This is a genomic window from Limibacter armeniacum (assembly GCF_036880985.1).
In the GTDB taxonomy this organism is placed as follows: Bacteria; Bacteroidota; Bacteroidia; order Cytophagales; family Flammeovirgaceae; genus Limibacter; species Limibacter armeniacum.
In genome coordinates this window covers 1,939,310-1,956,397 of the sequence record NZ_JBAJNO010000009.1, presented here as the reverse complement: position 1 = coordinate 1,956,397, position 17,088 = coordinate 1,939,310, and the positions used below count along the sequence as shown (strand labels likewise).

General features: G+C 39.8%; 14 protein-coding genes and 6 tRNA genes. 17 read left to right on the top strand and 3 right to left on the bottom strand.

Features of this window, described 5'->3' with window-relative positions:
* Positions 1-40 precede the first annotated feature (40 nt).
* Both V6R21_RS26075 and V6R21_RS26070 read left to right on the top strand, forming a co-directional pair.
* Entirely contained in the window at positions 41-1,150 is a 1,110-nt protein-coding gene (locus tag V6R21_RS26075) for a carbohydrate-binding family 9-like protein (RefSeq protein WP_334246451.1), read from the top strand.
* Between the two features lie 27 nt (positions 1,151-1,177).
* Positions 1,178-2,263 (top strand): glycoside hydrolase family 10 protein, encoded by a 1,086-nt coding sequence (locus V6R21_RS26070; RefSeq protein WP_334246450.1) that lies wholly within the window; start codon positions 1,178-1,180, stop codon positions 2,261-2,263.
* Positions 2,264-2,342: 79 nt separating this feature from the next.
* Here V6R21_RS26070 and V6R21_RS26065 read toward each other — a convergent pair whose 3' ends face one another.
* Entirely contained in the window at positions 2,343-3,020 is a 678-nt protein-coding gene (locus tag V6R21_RS26065; RefSeq protein WP_334246449.1) for a porin family protein, read from the bottom strand.
* Positions 3,021-3,462: 442 nt separating this feature from the next.
* On the opposite strand from V6R21_RS26065, the gene rpoC reads away from it, so the two are divergent.
* Positions 3,463-7,758 (top strand): DNA-directed RNA polymerase subunit beta', encoded by a 4,296-nt coding sequence (gene rpoC / locus V6R21_RS26060; RefSeq protein WP_334246448.1) that lies wholly within the window; start codon positions 3,463-3,465, stop codon positions 7,756-7,758.
* A 74-nt stretch (positions 7,759-7,832) separates the two neighbouring features.
* Here rpoC and V6R21_RS26055 read toward each other — a convergent pair whose 3' ends face one another.
* Positions 7,833-8,171, bottom strand: coding sequence for a hypothetical protein (locus tag V6R21_RS26055; protein ID WP_334246447.1), 339 nt, complete (start codon positions 8,169-8,171; stop codon positions 7,833-7,835).
* A 265-nt stretch (positions 8,172-8,436) separates the two neighbouring features.
* Between V6R21_RS26055 and manA the strand changes: the two genes are divergently transcribed.
* From manA to V6R21_RS26040, 3 genes are all read left to right on the top strand, one after another.
* Positions 8,437-9,642: a mannose-6-phosphate isomerase, class I gene (gene manA, locus V6R21_RS26050; protein WP_334246446.1), complete on the top strand. Its 1,206-nt coding sequence runs from the start codon at positions 8,437-8,439 to the stop codon at positions 9,640-9,642.
* Positions 9,643-9,890: 248 nt separating this feature from the next.
* On the top strand, positions 9,891-11,168 hold the full coding sequence (locus tag V6R21_RS26045) for a CHASE2 domain-containing protein (RefSeq protein WP_334246445.1): 1,278 nt from the start codon (positions 9,891-9,893) through the stop codon (positions 11,166-11,168).
* A 22-nt stretch (positions 11,169-11,190) separates the two neighbouring features.
* Positions 11,191-12,081, top strand: a complete 891-nt coding sequence (locus V6R21_RS26040) for a hypothetical protein (protein ID WP_334246444.1) — start codon at positions 11,191-11,193, stop codon at positions 12,079-12,081.
* Positions 12,082-12,120: 39 nt separating this feature from the next.
* Here V6R21_RS26040 and V6R21_RS26035 read toward each other — a convergent pair whose 3' ends face one another.
* Positions 12,121-12,816: a TVP38/TMEM64 family protein gene (locus V6R21_RS26035; RefSeq protein ID WP_334246443.1), complete on the bottom strand. Its 696-nt coding sequence runs from the start codon at positions 12,814-12,816 to the stop codon at positions 12,121-12,123.
* A gap of 265 nt (positions 12,817-13,081) precedes the next feature.
* Here V6R21_RS26035 and V6R21_RS26030 point away from each other — a divergent pair.
* The 11 genes from V6R21_RS26030 (at position 13,082) to V6R21_RS25980 (ending at position 17,076) form a co-directional block, all read left to right on the top strand.
* Positions 13,082-13,157, top strand: a tRNA-Thr gene (locus tag V6R21_RS26030).
* A 37-nt stretch (positions 13,158-13,194) separates the two neighbouring features.
* A tRNA-Thr gene (locus V6R21_RS26025) sits at positions 13,195-13,270 on the top strand.
* A 36-nt stretch (positions 13,271-13,306) separates the two neighbouring features.
* A tRNA-Thr gene (locus tag V6R21_RS26020) sits at positions 13,307-13,379 on the top strand.
* Between the two features lie 38 nt (positions 13,380-13,417).
* Positions 13,418-13,490: transfer RNA gene (locus V6R21_RS26015), tRNA-Thr, on the top strand.
* Between the two features lie 149 nt (positions 13,491-13,639).
* Positions 13,640-13,712 (top strand) — tRNA-Thr (locus V6R21_RS26010).
* 49 nt (positions 13,713-13,761) lie between these two features.
* Positions 13,762-13,837 (top strand) — tRNA-Thr (locus V6R21_RS26005).
* A gap of 195 nt (positions 13,838-14,032) precedes the next feature.
* Positions 14,033-14,272: a 50S ribosomal protein L28 gene (gene rpmB / locus V6R21_RS26000; protein WP_334246442.1), complete on the top strand. Its 240-nt coding sequence runs from the start codon at positions 14,033-14,035 to the stop codon at positions 14,270-14,272.
* 48 nt (positions 14,273-14,320) lie between these two features.
* Complete coding sequence (gene rpmG, locus V6R21_RS25995; protein WP_334246441.1) at positions 14,321-14,503, top strand: 50S ribosomal protein L33; 183 nt, start codon at positions 14,321-14,323, stop codon at positions 14,501-14,503.
* 2 nt (positions 14,504-14,505) lie between these two features.
* Positions 14,506-14,658 carry a DUF4295 domain-containing protein gene (locus V6R21_RS25990; protein WP_334246440.1) on the top strand — a complete coding sequence of 51 codons (153 nt, stop codon included), beginning with the start codon at positions 14,506-14,508 and terminating at the stop codon, positions 14,656-14,658.
* A gap of 306 nt (positions 14,659-14,964) precedes the next feature.
* Positions 14,965-15,963: a signal recognition particle-docking protein FtsY gene (gene ftsY / locus V6R21_RS25985; RefSeq protein WP_334246439.1), complete on the top strand. Its 999-nt coding sequence runs from the start codon at positions 14,965-14,967 to the stop codon at positions 15,961-15,963.
* 174 nt (positions 15,964-16,137) lie between these two features.
* A complete protein-coding gene (locus V6R21_RS25980; protein ID WP_334246438.1) occupies positions 16,138-17,076 on the top strand; it encodes an NAD(P)-dependent oxidoreductase in 939 nt (312 codons plus the stop codon).
* The last annotated feature ends 12 nt before the right edge of the window (positions 17,077-17,088 follow it).

The following is a 17,088-nucleotide window of genomic DNA, read 5'->3' as shown; positions in this document are numbered from 1 at the left end:
AGTAACTTTTTAGAATATCAAACTAAACCAGAAACCTCAGATGACTCGCATTTACTTTCTGACACTTTTTTTATTACTGACTTTTCATTGTGGTTTTACTCAGGTTTATGAAAAACCGGAAGAAATAACCCCTCAGGCTTATTTATGCTATCACTCTAAGGAGCCTTTGAAAATTGATGGGAAACTGGATGATACATCATGGGAGATGGCAGCTTGGAGTGCTGACTTTGTTGATATAGAAGGGGATGAAAAACCAAAGCCATTTTATAGGACACGTATCAAGCTACTATGGGATAAGGACTACTTATATGTAGGGGCTGAGATGGAAGAGCCTCATATATGGGGAGACATTACCGAAAGGGATGCGGTGATTTTTCACAATAATGACTTTGAGATTTTTCTGGACCCAGATGGCGATACCCACAACTATATGGAGTTTGAGGTGAATGTATTGAATACAGTTTGGGACTTAATGCTGAATAAGCCTTACAGGAATTGGGGGAGATATATGAACTCTTGGGATATGCAAGGGTTAAAGTCTGCGGTAAGCCATGAAGGTACTATAAACAATCCTAATGATGTAGATAGGAAGTGGAGTGTAGAAATTGCCCTGCCTATTTCATCACTGATAGAGTCCTCAGGTAAAAAGCAGCCAAAAGAGGGTGATCGATGGAAAATCAACTTTTCACGGGTACAGTGGGAGCATGAATTGGTAAATGGAAGCTATCAGCGTAAGAGAAACCCTCAAACAAGAAAACTATTGCCAGAGTACAACTGGGTATGGTCTCCTCAAGGAGTTATTAACATGCATGTACCTGAGCAGTGGGGATATCTTCAGTTTACCAGCAAACCATCGGGAGCTGTTTCATTGAAGCCAGAAATGAGAGAAGAGAAAATTAGAAGACATCTATATGATATACTATCCTTGCAAACAGCTTATAGAAAACAAAACGGCAGCTATGCAACACATTTAAAAGACTTAGGTGTTACATCGATCAAAGTGGGAGATGAGGTTTTTCCTCTTGAAATGGTGGCGTTAGGGAGTGCTTTTACAGTTAGGCTTTTCGATAAAATAGCAAAACAGTATTTCTATCTCCGTGAAGATAGCAGAAGTTGGATTGAGAAGGAACAAACCCAAAAAGTAAACTAAACAGCAATTCAATTCATAAATAACATCATGCAAAGAAGAAACTTTATCAAGAATGTAGGTATTGCCTCTGCGGGCGTTGTAATGGGAACTTCATTATTGTCAAACGCATTTGGCAGGGTGCCGAACCTTCCCACGAACTGGATGTGGATGCACGCTAAACCTGAGTGGACAGAAGACAAGTGGCTATCAACGTTGACTCAACTTAAGGAAGCCAATATTGAAGGACTGCTATTGGGTGGAGGTAAAAATATGTTGGAAAAGGTGATTCCGTTGGCAGAAAAGGCAGGGATCGAAGTGCATGCTTGGATGTGGACCTTAAACCGTAATGGTGATGAAGAAGCTTGGAAGCATCCGGATTGGTTTGCCGTAAGTCGTGAAGGGAAATCCTGCCACGAGCATCAGCCTTATGTAGAATATTATAAATGGACTTGTCCTTCCAAAAAGGAAGTGCGGGAACATATTGAAGCACAAGTAAGGGAATTAGCGCAAATAGAAGGGCTAAAAGGAGTGCATTTGGATTATGTACGTTATGCAGATGTGATTTTACCGATAGCACTTCAGCCTAAGTATAATCTTGTTCAGGATAAGGAGTACCCTGAGTTTGACTTTTGCTATTGCCCAACCTGTCAGCAGAAATTCAAGGAGGAATATGGAAAAGATGTGATGAAACTGGAAGACCCTACTGCTGATGCGGATTGGAGGCAGTATCGTTACGACAGCGTCACAAGGTTGGTGAATCACTTGTACAAAGTAACGCATGAATATGATAAACTGCTTTCGGCTGCAGTGTTCCCACAACCGGATTTGGCACGTAAGATTTGCCGTCAGTCTTGGGATGATTGGAGTTTGGATATGATCTTCCCGATGTTGTATCAGAACTTCTATAGTGAGGAGCTGGATTGGGTGAAGTCCTCAGCCAAAAAAGGTGTGAAAGCATTGGATGGTAAGTTTCCTCTTTATGCAGGACTTTTTATTCCTTCTATTGAAGCTACAGACTTTGACGAAGCATTGAAAATGGCAAAAAAGGGAGGAGCAAAGGGAGTCTCTGTTTTTGATCTTAACTCAATGACGACAGCGCATTGGGACGCACTGAAGCAACGCTCAGTTCGATAGTTTGATATGCTAAAAATAAAGCGGTTCAAATCTTTAAGATTTGAACCGCTTATTATATAAGTACTCTATGTTTTTTTATTTAAAAGCTTGAAAGTGTTAGACCCACAACGATGGTACGTGTATCATCAGAGAAGTTAACGAAGGCATCGTCTTCAAACAAGTTGGTGAAACTGTAGTAACCAAATACATTGAAAGCGCCATATCCAATACGTAATGTGCCTCCTGCTCTAAAACGATTCAGGTTGAAGTCCGCTTTGTTTTTCAGCTTCTGATTGTCATCACCGACTTCATACTTCACTTTTGTATGAGCGTCAAACAAAACACCACCTTTTACACCAACACCAATTCTAAAAGCATTTTTCCCTGGGTGTGTTCTGAACCTGAACTCTAATGGAACATCAATATAGTTCACAGCAAGTTTAGTTTTTTTGACATCATCAACAATCAGTCCCTCGCTTATAGGAAAGCCTACTGTTTTGCCATCCACTTTACCCAAGGTAATATCATCATCAAAGAAGTAACTTTCATGGCCATATCCTAAACCTGGGTGGAATGTGAATTTCTCACTGCCTAGAGTGAACTCATACATGTATGATATATTGATTCCTCTTGATTGGGTTTCTAAATCGAACGGTTCTTCATCAAGCATTGCTAGACCAAGATCGAAGTAAAAGTTGCCTGGTAAATTCGATGGTACCTGGGCAAAAGTGACATTAGCTACGAACAGCAATGCTGCTAAGGCAAATAGTTTTTTCATCGACAATTAATCGTATTTTGAGGTTATTCTTATAAAAAGTATTTACAACAGTTTAGCGCTAAATTTTAAGACGTTACTGCTTTACAAGTAGGTAAAGCTCAAGAAAGGAATTTCAGTATAACAATGAGACTAAGTCCAATTTACTAGGGTTTAAATAAAGTCTGATTGTGATTTACTGAATGTAACATTTCTATGTAATTGGTCTTGTCAACTGTATCATAAAGATGGCTGAAACTCCGGTGTAGACAAAAAAATTGCAATATAAATTTTAAGGGAGTTATATTTTTTTGTGTTGATATAAGGCTGAATTTGGATTAATGCAGTGATGAAATTGTGTTTTTTAATGTCTATTAATAAAAAAAAGAAATAAAAAAAGGGTGCGGGTAGAAAAATTATTTATTAATAGATATATTTGCAAGCTTAGAAAAACCGCAAATTGCAAATGGCATTCAGAAAAAACAAAAAAATCAACAACGACTTTACGAAAGTCACCATTAGCTTAGCGTCACCAGAATCAATTCTGGAAAGCTCTCATGGTGAAGTGACTCAGCCGGAAACCATCAACTACAGAACTTACAAGCCTGAAATGGGCGGTTTGTTTTGTGAGCGCATCTTCGGTCCTGTAAAGGACTGGGAGTGTCACTGTGGTAAATACAAGCGTATTCGCTACAAGGGCATTATCTGTGATAGATGTGGGGTAGAAGTTACTGAGAAGAAAGTACGTCGTGAGCGTATGGGACACATCCAGTTGGTTGTGCCTGTTGCACATATTTGGTACTTCAGATCTCTGCCTAACAAAATTGGTTACTTGCTGGGGCTGCCTACCAAAAAACTGGATCAAATTATCTATTACGAAAGATATGTAGTAATCCAAGCGGGTGTTAAGGCAGAGGACGGCATTCAGAAAATGGATTTCCTGACAGAGGACGAGTATTTGGATATACTGGATAAACTGCCTAGAGAAAACCAAATGCTGGATGATGATCACCCTGATAAGTTTATTGCTAAGATGGGTGCTGAATCACTTGAAATGCTCCTGTCAAGAATTGCTTTGGATGACTTGTCTGCTCAATTGAGAGATGCGGCAAACAACGATACTTCTCAACAGCGTAAGGCTGAGGCCTTGAAACGTCTGAGAGTAGTAGAAGCATTCAGAGATGCAGGTTCACGCATTGAGAACCGTCCTGAGTGGATGGTAATCAGCATGGTGCCGGTAATTCCACCAGAACTTCGTCCATTGGTGCCTTTGGATGGTGGTCGTTTTGCGACATCAGATTTGAACGATCTTTACAGACGTGTTATTATTCGTAACAACCGTCTGAAAAGACTGATCGATATTAAAGCTCCTGAAGTAATCCTTCGTAACGAGAAGCGTATGCTTCAGGAAGCAGTTGACTCACTGTTTGACAACTCACGTAAAGTGAACGCAGTGCGTTCGGATGGTAACAGACCATTGAAATCACTTTCAGATATGCTGAAAGGTAAGCAAGGTCGTTTCCGTCAAAACTTGTTGGGTAAACGTGTGGACTACTCAGGCCGTTCGGTAATTGTAGTAGGTCCTGAACTTAAGCTGCACGAATGTGGTCTGCCTAAGAATATGGCAGCCGAGCTGTTTAAGCCGTTTATCATCCGTAAGCTGATTGAGCGTGGTATCGTAAAAACAGTGAAGTCTGCCAAGAAAATTGTAGACAGAAAAGATCCTGTTGTTTGGGATATCTTGGAAAATGTACTGAAAGGACACCCTGTACTGTTGAACCGTGCTCCTACGCTTCACAGATTGGGTATTCAGGCATTCCAACCAAAACTGATCGAGGGTAAAGCGATCCAGTTGCACCCACTAGTATGTACGGCCTTCAACGCCGACTTTGACGGTGACCAGATGGCGGTTCATGTGCCACTAGGACACGAGGCTATCTTGGAAGCGTCTACCTTGATGTTGTCTTCGCACAATATCCTGAACCCTGCGAACGGTAAACCAATTGCGGTACCTTCTCAGGACATGGTATTGGGTCTGTACTACATCTCGAAAGGTAAGCGTACTATGGGAGATGAAGTAGTAAAAGGTGAAGGAATGATCTTCTACAGTGCTGAAGAAGTAATCATCGCCCTAAACGAAAATAAAATCTCCCGTCATGCATGGATCAAAGTGAAAACTAAGGTTCGTAATGACGATACTGGAGAGTTGACAGAACAACTTGTTGAGACAGTAGCTGGTCGTGTGGTATTTAACCAGCACGTACCGGAGGAAGTAGGTTACGTAAACGAACTACTTTCGAAAAAGTCACTTCAGGTGATTATCGCAAGGGTTGTGAAGATTGCTGGTATGGCAAGAGCTGCACACTTCCTTGATGATATCAAGTCATTAGGTTTCCACATGGCTTATAAAGGTGGTCTTTCATTCGGTTTGGATGATGTAATTATCCCAGAAGAAAAAGTATCACTGATTGAAGAAGCTAAAGAAGAAGTGGAATCAATTACTGGTAACTTTATGATGGGTCTGATTACAGACAACGAACGTTACAACCAGGTGATTGACGTTTGGACTAAAGCCAACAGTGCTTTGACCAACGAACTGATGAAGCAAATGGAGGAAGACAGACAAGGCTTCAACTCAATTTACATGATGATGCACTCAGGAGCCCGTGGTTCAAGAGAGCAGATTCGTCAGTTGGGTGGTATGCGTGGTCTGATGGCGAAACCTCAGAAGAACCTTTCAGGAGCAAGTGATGGTAACATCATTGAAAACCCGATCCTTTCAAACTTTAAGGAAGGTCTGGACGTATTGGAGTACTTTATCTCCACTCACGGTGCTCGTAAAGGTCTTGCCGATACAGCCCTTAAAACAGCCGATGCGGGTTACCTGACTCGTCGTTTGGTTGACGTTGCACAGGACGTAGTAGTAACTGAACGGGACTGTGGAACATTGAGAGGTCTGACTATGACTCCTCTGAGACAAAACGATGAAATCGTTGAGTCAATCTCAGACAGAATTGAAGGTCGTTCAAGCTTGGAAGATGTTTATCACCCAGCTACAAATGAACTGATCGTAGGTGCTGGAGAGAGAATCTCAGAAGAATTAGCCCTGAAAATTGAGCAGGCAGGTATTGAAGAGATTGAAATCAGATCAGTACTTACTTGTGAAGCGAAACAAGGGGTTTGTTCGAAATGTTACGGTAAAAACCTTGCTACAGGTAAAAATGTAGGTAAAGGTGAGGCTGTAGGTGTAATTGCCGCACAGTCAATTGGTGAGCCAGGTACACAGCTGACACTACGTACATTCCACGTTGGTGGTGTGGCCGGTGGTTCTGGAGTAGAATCAACTATCAACGCCAAGAAAGGTGGTAAAGTAGCATTCACAGAAATGCGTTCTGTACCTACCGTAAAAGACGATGAACAAGTAGATATCGTAATGGCACGTACAGCGGAAATCAACATTACTGATGATAAAGGTAAAGTGGTTTACAACGTGAACATTCCTTACGGTTCATACTTGAAAGTGAAAGAAGGAGATGTTGTAGAGCAAGGTCAGGAGCTATGTAGCTGGGACCCTTACAACGCCGTAATCCTTTCACAATTTAACGGTACTGTACGCTTCGAAGCAATCGAAGAAGGTATTACGTTCCGTACTGATACTGACGAAATCACAGGTATGTCAGAGAAAGTGATCATCGATACGAAGGATAAGGCTAAAAACCCTACGATCGTGATCGAAGCTGACAACGGTGAAGTAGTGGCATCCAACATTCCAGTAGGTGCACGTCTGTCAGTAGAAGATGGTCAGCGTGTGAAGGCAGGTGATATCCTCGTGAAGATTGCAAGAGCCGTAGGTCGTGCAAGAGATATTACGGGTGGTCTGCCAAGGGTAACAGAGTTGTTTGAGGCTCGTAACCCATCTAGCCCTGCTGTTGTGTCTGATATCGACGGTTTTGTAACTTATGGTGCTGTGAAACGTGGTAACCGTGAGTTATTCGTTGAGTCTAAGGATGGCGTGAAGATGAGATACATGGTACAGCTGTCGAAGCACATCCTGGTACAGGAAAATGACTTCGTGAAAGCTGGTATGCAGTTGTCAGATGGTGTGATTACTCCTTCTGATATTCTGAAAATCATGGGTCCAACGGCAGTACAGGAATACCTGGTAAATGAAATTCAGGATGTATACCGTCTGCAAGGTGTAAAAATCAATGACAAGCACATTGAGGTAATCGTACGCCAAATGATGCAGAAGGTAATTATCGAAGACAACGGTGATACACTATTCTTGCCTAACCAAGTGGTAGACAAGTGGGAGTTCCGTGAAGAAAACGATAAGATCCTGAACATGAAAGTGGTAACTGATGCAGGTGAGTCGGATCGTTTCAAAGCAGGTCAGCTGGTAACAGCTAAAGAGCTTAGAGATGAGAACTCTACATTGCGTCGTCGTGATATGAAGCTAGTGAAAGTAAGAGACGCGCAACCTGCAATCTCAAGACCTACACTGCAAGGTATCACGCAAGCATCACTGGATACGAAATCATTTATCTCAGCAGCTTCCTTCCAGGAAACTACTAAGGTATTGAGTGAGGCATCTATCCGTGGTAAGGAAGATCACTTGAACGGTCTGAAAGAGAACGTGATTGTAGGTCACCTGATTCCAGCTGGTACTGGTCTGAGAGAATACCAGAAGATCAAGGTGGGTCCTAAGGATGAGTATGAAGCGCTTTTAGCTTCAACTACTGAAAAGGATATCATCAGATAATCAGCTATTGCGGTTTCTAAAAAATATAAGCCTTCCAGAGTAATCTGGAAGGCTTTTTTTATAAGCTTTTTCTCCTAGTAAGAAGATACAACTAGGTTTCTTGTCAAGATATTGTGACCTGAACTGTAAGTGAAACTATACTCTCCAATCGGTAAGTCAATCATCTCACTAAGAGAGTCAGTAGCTGAATCCAAAGCTTTGGTAAGCACTATTTGACCGTGTTTATCTCTTACCTCTATTTGGAAATGGAGATCCTGATTAAAGAGGATATGGGTGTTGAAAATAGAGTGTGAGTGTTTTTTGAATGAGAATTGGATTTTGTCACTATTGAAGTCTGCACTAACGTCGGTATTATAGTTGGAGCATAGTACAAACATTTGGATTAATTCTTTGGTCTTAATGTTCACTTTCATGATAGTAAGGGTAGGTTAGTAAAGGTTTGGATTTAATTGTATATACAATATAAATGCGGAGTAGGACTTTCTCAATGATTATTAAAGGAAGTTCCATTACAATAGTTTATTTATACAATGTTATTTTCTTTTTGGAAGACTTCTAAAGGGTGAAGAATGAAGTGTAGATGATAAAAATCCTGCAAGCATTTTTTAAGGATTTACCTACCTTTATGGCGCTTTAACAAGACATCAACTTTTTAATCACTTAAGTTTGAGCAAAATCATGAGCCAAAAGAAAATCTATAAACTAGAGGGAGTTGTACAGCATTATGCATGGGGAGGAGAATCCTATATTCCTGCACTCCTTGAAGTAGAAGCAGAGCAAGGTAAAAAATATGCAGAATATTGGATGGGAGCACATGATAATGCCCCTGCACTGATTGGAGATGACAAGCAACCTTTGAACAAGGTACTGGAGGCAGATAAGAATGTATTATTGAATGCTGATGTAGCAGCGAAATTCGGTAGACTTCCTTATCTTTTTAAGGTATTGGATGTTAAGGATATGCTATCTATTCAGGTACACCCAACAAAGGAGGAAGCTGAAAAGGGTTTTGCTTTGGAAAATAAAGCTGGTATACCTATTTCTGCTTCAAACAGAAACTATAAGGATGATAACCACAAACCTGAAATTATGGTAGCTCTAAGTGAGTTTTGGTTATTACATGGTTTTCGTCCTGAAAACGAACTGAAAGAAATCTTAGCCTCAGTTCCTGAGTTTAGACACCTACAGGAAATATTTGATAATGAAGGTTACTTTGGGCTTTACAAGTATGTAATGGAGTTGTCTCAAGAAGAGGTAAATCAGTTGCTGAAGCCTTTGGTAGAACGTGTACTACCATTATATAAAGAAGGAAAACTAGAAAAATCATCTGCTGATTACTGGACAGCAAAAGCTGTGGATTCAGCTGACTCTTCAGATTATGACAGAGGTATCTTCTCTATTTACTTTTTCAATATTGTCAAGGTGAACAAGGGGGAGGCAGTATTTCAGGATGCTGGTGTGCCACATGCTTATTTGGAAGGACAGAATATGGAACTGATGGCTAACTCTGATAATGTATTGAGAGGAGGACTGACGCCAAAGCATGTAGATGTTCCTGAGCTGCTTAAGCATGTCACTTTCGAGGCCGTACACCCTAATATAATGAAGGGGGAAGCAGTAAAGTCAGGGCTTGAGCGTATTTATAAAAGTCCTGTGCCTGATTTTGAATTGAGTAGGATTGAGTTGAATGCAGGAGAAACTTACACGCATGAAGCTTATTCTGCTGAAGTCCTTTTTGTGAATGAAGGAGAAGTGACAGTTGACGGTTCTGCATCTGTATTGTTGAAAAGTGGAGAAGCTGCTGTTGTATTTAGTGGAGAGAATTATTCATTATCAACATCAAGTGATGTAGTTATTTATAAGGCAGCCGTTCCTGTGCTGTAAATATAACTTGTAAAGTATTCTTGAGGGGGGTGAGGTCATCACTCCCCTTTTGTATATACACAATATAATTATTGTGCTTTTTTGCTAACAAAGTGTAAGTTTGATTGGGGGTAACTAAATGAAAATCCCGATTGAAAGCATTTTTTAATCTACCCTTACATGCATATTTGAGTTTCATGACGTTGGTAGTGATAAGGTATCATTGCTTTCAGGCATGTATTGCCTGTTGTTTTTTATAACCCGAAAGTATGAAACAATTATTACGAATTAGAAATCTTATAGGTACAGTCACGGTCTTTCTATTTTTATGGATGTTGAAAGGTATTGGACTGCAATTAGAGTTACTCAATGTATTTGAGCAGGTATTTGACAACTTTGAGTTGACAGATGTTTACTATACCCGTTTGAGAAACCCTCAAAGTGTACCCTTTGAAAGGAATGTTGTATTGGTCAATATTGGAGATCTGGATAGAAGAGGGATAGCTAGACAGATTCAGATTTTGAATCAATATAATCCAAAGGTAATAGGGATGGACGTTCTTTTTGACACCCCAAAAGACGATCCTGTTGGAAATTTTCAGCTTATGCATGCCATGAGAACTGCTGGAAATGTGGTGCTGGGATCAAAACCAGTAGGTCTTAGCCAAAACCAAGAATTTGATTCATTGGCATTGCCTTTTGAGATGATTAGACCTGTGGTATCCACAGGACATGTTTATACAGGAGTAAAGTATGGTGACTTTGTTACATGGAGAGATATTCCTGTAAAAGTAAAAACAACGTCAGGAAAGGAAGAGCCTTGCTTAGCGTTAGCCATCATGGAGCAATATGATTCTACTGTAGCTAAAGCAATGGTAGAGCGGGGAAATGAGCGTGAGACGATCTACTTCAAAGGAAATCTGGACAAATTCAATAAGTTAGATGTGAAGGATGTGCTGGAAGAGAATTTTGACCCTAGCTTAATCAAAGATAAGATTGTTCTGATGGGGTATATGGGAGCTGGCTATACAGATTACTTTTTTCAGGAAGACCGCTTTTATACACCACTAAATAAAAATTCTATTGGTAGAGGTGTGCCAGATATGTACGGGGTTGTAGTACATGCTAATATACTTTCCATGATACTGGAAGGTAATTATATAAATGAGGTACCAATCTTCTGGGCAGTGGCTGTCGCTGTCTTGGTATGCTATTTCAATATGATATTGTTCAGTTATATACTTGAAATACACAGGTATGCTGTTTGGTATAATGCCATAACCAAAAGTATTCAGCTACTGGAAGCTGTTGTAGTCTTAGGACTAAGTGTATTTACTTTTGCTGAATGGCACATTTCTTTCAACTTTACAATCACTTTTCTCGTAATATTGATTTCGGGAGACCTTATAGAAATTTTTGTAGAGGTAGGGCTTAGAGCAACCAAAGCTTATTACCATCGTTTTAAAAAATTTAAGGAAACCAAAAAGCTAGCAGTTGATGGACAGGTTTCATCATCAACACCCAAAACTGATATTATACAAGACTAAAAGCTAAATCCTTTTAAAAATCATGAAAAACATCAAACAAATACTTGGTGTCATTGCGCTGATGGCACTAATACCACTTTCTGTAAGCGCGCAAGATTATACTTTTATGATCTTGGGAACAAAAGGAAATGTACAGGTTAATGGTAAAACACCTAAAGTAGGTGAGAACCTATTAGCAAACCATACAGTTACAGTCCCTCCAAATGCTTATTTGGGGTTGGCACATGCAAGTGGAAGTACACTTGAAATTACACAGCCAGGAACTTATAAGGTGAAAGACCTGGAAGCAAAAATCTCGAAAGAAGATGCTTTGACTGGTAAGTTTGCTTCTTTCGTCATTGATGAGATAACAGGTAAAAGTGATGATGGTAATGGATCCCGTCAAGTTAAGTATGGATCGGTGACGAGAAATACGAAACCAGTCAAGATTAATATGCCTTCCAAAACAGCTGTACTAAGAGGAGAAGTGGCACTGGATTGGGAATTGAAAGGTAAGCAAGATCATGTTCAGACAGGACCATTCAAACTGGTTGTTAAAGATATCTCACAGAATATCCTGATGGAGACCCCTGTGGAGGGTAATAGTACAGTTTTGGACTTGAATGATGAAAAACTGAAAGGTCATGATAGACTGGTTTATTTTGTAGAAGCTATTGATAACAAAAGACTAGAGTCAGGTCAGTATCTTTTTGAAGTAAAAGAGGCAGAGGTACCACAAGCAGATAAAGAGCAGTATGAAGCCCTGAAAAGCAAAGATTCTGCACTAGGCAAAATGATGCTGGCGAAGTTTTATGAAGACAAAGGTTTACTTCCAAATGCGAAGATGGCTTATCATGAGGCGATCAAGCTGTCTTTTGGAAGTGAGCAGTACCAAAAAGTATATGAACGCTTTGCAGCAAGGTACGGACTGTAAGATATTAGGTTTGTAATAAAGTGTAGAAGAGCCCATCCATTAAGGTTGGGCTTTTTCATTGAGTGCACGTTTGAATACAATTGAGATGCCCCACACTGAGATAACAATTAGACCTCCAATTAGCCATGTAACCAAGCTGTTATTAGCATTGCCTTCCATTACTTGTTGAAATGTATGGGCACTTCTTCCTACCCAAATAGCAGCCAAGGTTCGAGGAAGCATCCCGATCAGACTACCTAGTAAAAAATTAGGAACACTAGCTCCTCCAATTGACAATAGGACATTACTGGCAGCAAAAGGAAGTATAGGAGAGAGTTTGGAGAGGATAACTATTTTTAATTCTTCTTTTTTTAGTCCATGTATAATCCGGTCTACCCCATCAATTTCATGAAGGCTATCCAAGAAAGTCCCGTTATCTAATTTTTTGGCTACTGAATAGCAAAGTAAAGAAGCTCCCATATATGAGCATATTAAGGCAGGAATGGCTTCCCAACCCAATAAATATCCACTAAGAAGTGAGATAAACGTAGTAGGAGTCAAGGCAAACCCCATGGTAAATACAGTGATGAGAAATACGACTCCCCATTGAAGAAATGTAAAACTGCGTAGCTCAGATTCATATTGGATGGCAGCATATCCTAAACTAGAACTGACTATAAGGGGTAATGTGCATAAAAGTATGCAGTAGGTTAGGGATACACTGTTTTTTCTTAAGATCTTAAACCACTTTTTCATATTCTGCTGATAGTGTGAGATTGTTTATTCGTTTGCCTTGTTTATCTACTATATGGAAGAGAAGTCTGCAAAACTCTGAAAAAAAAATCAGAACGGGTAATGGAAATCTTACAAATTAATCATTTGTGAATCAGAGTGTTTATTTTACATAAAGAAATTGAGGGATAAAGAAGAGATAATTATTTTAATAGCTACTATTGACAAAAATGAAAATAGTAGTACCTTTGCAACGCTTTTGGGATAAATGGTCTCTAAAGAATGGTAAGCCTCCTTAGCTCAGCTGGTAGAGCAACTGATTTGTAATCAGTAGGTCACTGGTTCGACTCCGGTAGGAGGCTCCAAAAAAGTCTGTTTAAGATTGAAACAAGTTTCAATGAAGCCTCCTTAGCTCAGCTGGTAGAGCAACTGATTTGTAATCAGTAGGTCACTGGTTCGACTCCGGTAGGAGGCTCCAAAAAGTCTGTTTAAGATTGAAACAAGTTTCAATGAAGCCTCCTTAGCTCAGCTGGTAGAGCAACTGATTTGTAATCAGTAGGTCACTGGTTCGACTCCGGTAGGAGGCTCTAAACAGTCTTTCAATATTGAAATAAGTTTCAATAAAGCCTCCTTAGCTCAGCTGGTAGAGCAACTGATTTGTAATCAGTAGGTCACTGGTTCGACTCCGGTAGGAGGCTCTCAAAATACTTGTTCAGAAGTACTGAATGTCACAGACGGTGACGATTTGAATAGCTGACCTTCTAAATTTAGTTAGAACTTAAGCCTTCTGAAAAGTAAGCCATACAGTTGGCGTTTTGATGTAGTGGTTGTATTCCTTGTATAATTAGCCTCCTTAGCTCAGCTGGTAGAGCAACTGATTTGTAATCAGTAGGTCACTGGTTCGACTCCGGTAGGAGGCTCTATACATCCACCAACAAAACATGTGTGGTGTATTTCTTGATTATTTTAGCCTCCTTAGCTCAGCTGGTAGAGCAACTGATTTGTAATCAGTAGGTCGCTGGTTCGACTCCGGCAGGAGGCTCCAACAGGGAAACCTTTTAAAGCATTTATGTTTTGAAAGGTTTTTTTCGTTGTCTGAATTTTAATCTTCCTATCTAAGTATAAAAACTTGTTTCAGGAGGTTGTTTGCTTCAAATCAAGGCTTTAAGAGCAGATATGATTTTGGAGTTTGACTTAATTTTCAGATATTTGCAGACCTCAAACTAAAAAGAATATAACGATGTCAAAAGTTTGCGATATAACTGGTAAAAGAGTTAGAGTGGGCAACAATGTGTCGCACGCTAACAACAAAACAAAAAGAACATTCTCTCCAAACCTGCACAAGAAGAAATTCTACATTCCTGAAGAGGACAAGTGGATTACTTTGAAGGTTTCTACAACAGCACTGAGAACTATCAACAAGAATGGTATCTCTGCAGTACTGAAGAAAGCTAGAAAGCAGGGCAACACCCTGGTGTAAGTTGGCGTAAGTTAACGGAATCTTAAGAATCTTTAATCTATTAAAGTCATGGCAAAAAAAGGTAATAGAGTACAGGTGATTCTTGAGTGCACTGAGCATAAAGCTTCTGGCATGCCAGGTACTTCAAGATACATTACTACTAAAAACAGAAAGAACACTCCAGACAGAATGGAGCTTAAGAAGTTCAATCCTATCCTGAAGAAATATACTGTTCACAGAGAAATTAAATAATTATGGCTAAGAAGGTAGTAGCAACACTTAAGCAGAAAGGTGGAGTTAAATTCGCCAAAGTAATCAAAGCGGTGAAATCACCAAAATCAGGCGCATATACTTTCAAAGAAGAGATCATGCCTGAAGATCAAGTAAAAGATTTTCTTGCGAAGTAATTCGCTTAAGATATAAAACGAGTCTCTCGTGGAAAAACCCTGCATTAGTAGGGTTTTTTTTTGTGGAGGGCCTTTTCCCAAAGGTCATTTTGGGAGATAAATAGCATTTTTGGTGTTATTTGATATAAGGATATAATGTGAACGCTTGTCTTTCAGTATCCTTTCACCTAATTTCACTAAATAAATCCGCTGAGAAGGCAGGTTTGTAAAGTGCTCGTACGTTCTTCGGTACGTAGGATCTTATCCACCATCAAAGATTGAGAAATGACAGCCGGTCTGTCTTTTTGACTTAAATGAAAAAAGAAAATGGGCTTTTTTGATAAACTCAAAGATAAATTCTCGGGAAAACCAATCACTGAGGAAGACAAGGAAAACCTTGATAAGGGTCTTGAGAAAACGAGAGGAGATTTTTTCTCGAAACTGAGCAAAGCAGTTGCCGGTAAGTCTAAAGTGGATGATGAAGTCTTGGATAACCTGGAGGAAATCCTTGTTACTTCAGATGTGGGGGTAGATACCACACTCAAGATTATTGAGCGTATCGAGGCTAGGGCAGAGCGTGACAAATATGTAACGACTGCAGACCTGAACAGGATTTTGCATGAGGAAATTGCAGGGTTGCTGGCAGAGAATCAAAGTGATGATGTCAACGGATTTACAGTTCCTGAAGACAAGAAACCTTATGTGATCTTGGTAGTAGGGGTAAATGGTGTTGGAAAAACTACAACGATAGGTAAGCTTGCTGCAAAATATATTGCTCAGAACAAGAAAGTGGTATTGGGTGCGGCAGACACTTTCCGTGCAGCAGCTGTTGACCAATTGAAAATGTGGGGTGAGCGTGTAGGTGCAGAGGTCGTTTCAAAAGGAATGAATACAGACCCTTCTTCTGTAGCATTTGACGCAGTAAAGGTGGGTATAGACTCTGGCGCTGATGTTGTGATTGTGGATACAGCTGGTCGTCTTCACAATAAGGTGAATTTGATGAACGAGCTTTCCAAAATCAGACGTGTGATGGAGAAAGTGATTGACGGAGTTCCTCACGAAGTGTTGTTGGTGTTGGATGGAAGTACAGGTCAGAATGCCGTAGAGCAAGCCAGACACTTTACGAAAGCGACAGATGTAACAGCTATCGCAGTAACCAAACTTGACGGAACAGCCAAGGGAGGCGTAGTGATAGGTATTTCAGATGAGTTCAAAATTCCGGTTAAATACATCGGAGTTGGAGAAAGTGTAGACCACTTGCAAGCTTTCAATAAAATGGAATTCGTTGAATCCCTATTTGGAGGCAAGGATGCTACAAATATTTAATTTCTCATAACGATAATAATTAAGCTCGTACATGTTCAAAACATTTACGGGCTTTTTTTCTGTTTAAATACATTGTGATATAACATCTTCTATTACTTTAAATAATGAAAAATCAGGTGATAAAAGAGATGTGTTAAGCATAGAGAATTGAATAATAACCAATAGTACTCAAATATGATTAATGTACTTATAATAGATCAGATGCACGATTCCATTGTGCCAATGCTAAAAGGTATTGGAATCAACCCTGATTATAGACCGGATATTACGGCTGAGGAGGTGCATGAATTGCTGCCTAATTACGAAGGGTTGATTCTGAGAAGCAAGATGAAGGTAAAGGTGGATTTGTTGGAAAAAGCACCAAGACTGAAATTTGTAGCAAGAGCAGGAGCTGGTGTTGATGAGATTGACAATGATTACCTTGATAAAAGAAATATTACTTTGCTTAATGCTCCAGAAGGGAATTGTGATGCGGTAGGAGAACATGCATTGGGAATACTTTTATGCTTGATGAATAACTTGCATACAGGTGATAGAGAAGTGAGAGCCAAAAAATGGCGTAGAGAGGCAAATCGTGGGTATGAATTGCATACTCGTACGGTGGGTATTATTGGTTATGGTAATATGGGGCAAGCGTTTGCAAAAAGACTGAAAGGTTTTGGTTGTGAAGTCTTGGCTTATGATAATGTAAAAACAGGATACAGTGATGAGTTTGCAAAAGAAGCATCACTGGAGGAATTACATGGACAAGCAGATGTACTCAGTTTTCATATTCCCCTGAATGATTATAACAAATACTTAGTAGATGAGGAGTATCTAGGTAAGTTCAAGAAGCCTCTTTATTTGATCAACCTTGCAAGAGGGGAGATTATGAAACTGAAGACAATAAAATGGGCTTTAGAGACAGGGAAAGTGACTGCAGCAGGGTTGGATGTATTGGAAAATGAAAAGCTACAAACATTAACGACAGAGCAAGAAGTTATTTTTGATTGGCTGGCAGAACAGGACAATGTACTTTTCTCTCCACATGTTGGTGGCTGGACTTTTGAGTCTTATGAACGAATCAACAAAGTATTGACGGAGAAGATTGATAAGCTATTGAATAAAGCATAAAGAAAGCCCTCT

Excerpts from the sequence above, each read along its gene's own strand:
- rpoC (WP_334246448.1), top strand. The coding sequence starts at position 3,463 with ATGGCATTCAGAAAAAACAAAAAAATCAACAACGACTTTACGAAAGTC.
- ftsY (WP_334246439.1), top strand. The coding sequence starts at position 14,965 with ATGGGCTTTTTTGATAAACTCAAAGATAAATTCTCGGGAAAACCAATC.
- V6R21_RS26040 (WP_334246444.1), top strand. The coding sequence starts at position 11,191 with ATGAAAAACATCAAACAAATACTTGGTGTCATTGCGCTGATGGCACTA.
- manA (WP_334246446.1), top strand. The coding sequence starts at position 8,437 with ATGAGCCAAAAGAAAATCTATAAACTAGAGGGAGTTGTACAGCATTAT.
- V6R21_RS26065 (WP_334246449.1), bottom strand. The coding sequence starts at position 3,020 with ATGAAAAAACTATTTGCCTTAGCAGCATTGCTGTTCGTAGCTAATGTC.
- V6R21_RS26055 (WP_334246447.1), bottom strand. The coding sequence starts at position 8,171 with ATGAAAGTGAACATTAAGACCAAAGAATTAATCCAAATGTTTGTACTA.
- V6R21_RS26035 (WP_334246443.1), bottom strand. The coding sequence starts at position 12,816 with ATGAAAAAGTGGTTTAAGATCTTAAGAAAAAACAGTGTATCCCTAACC.
- rpmG (WP_334246441.1), top strand. The coding sequence starts at position 14,321 with ATGGCAAAAAAAGGTAATAGAGTACAGGTGATTCTTGAGTGCACTGAG.
- V6R21_RS25990 (WP_334246440.1), top strand. The coding sequence starts at position 14,506 with ATGGCTAAGAAGGTAGTAGCAACACTTAAGCAGAAAGGTGGAGTTAAA.
- V6R21_RS25980 (WP_334246438.1), top strand. The coding sequence starts at position 16,138 with ATGATTAATGTACTTATAATAGATCAGATGCACGATTCCATTGTGCCA.
- V6R21_RS26075 (WP_334246451.1), top strand. The coding sequence starts at position 41 with ATGACTCGCATTTACTTTCTGACACTTTTTTTATTACTGACTTTTCAT.
- rpmB (WP_334246442.1), top strand. The coding sequence starts at position 14,033 with ATGTCAAAAGTTTGCGATATAACTGGTAAAAGAGTTAGAGTGGGCAAC.
- V6R21_RS26070 (WP_334246450.1), top strand. The coding sequence starts at position 1,178 with ATGCAAAGAAGAAACTTTATCAAGAATGTAGGTATTGCCTCTGCGGGC.
- V6R21_RS26045 (WP_334246445.1), top strand. The coding sequence starts at position 9,891 with ATGAAACAATTATTACGAATTAGAAATCTTATAGGTACAGTCACGGTC.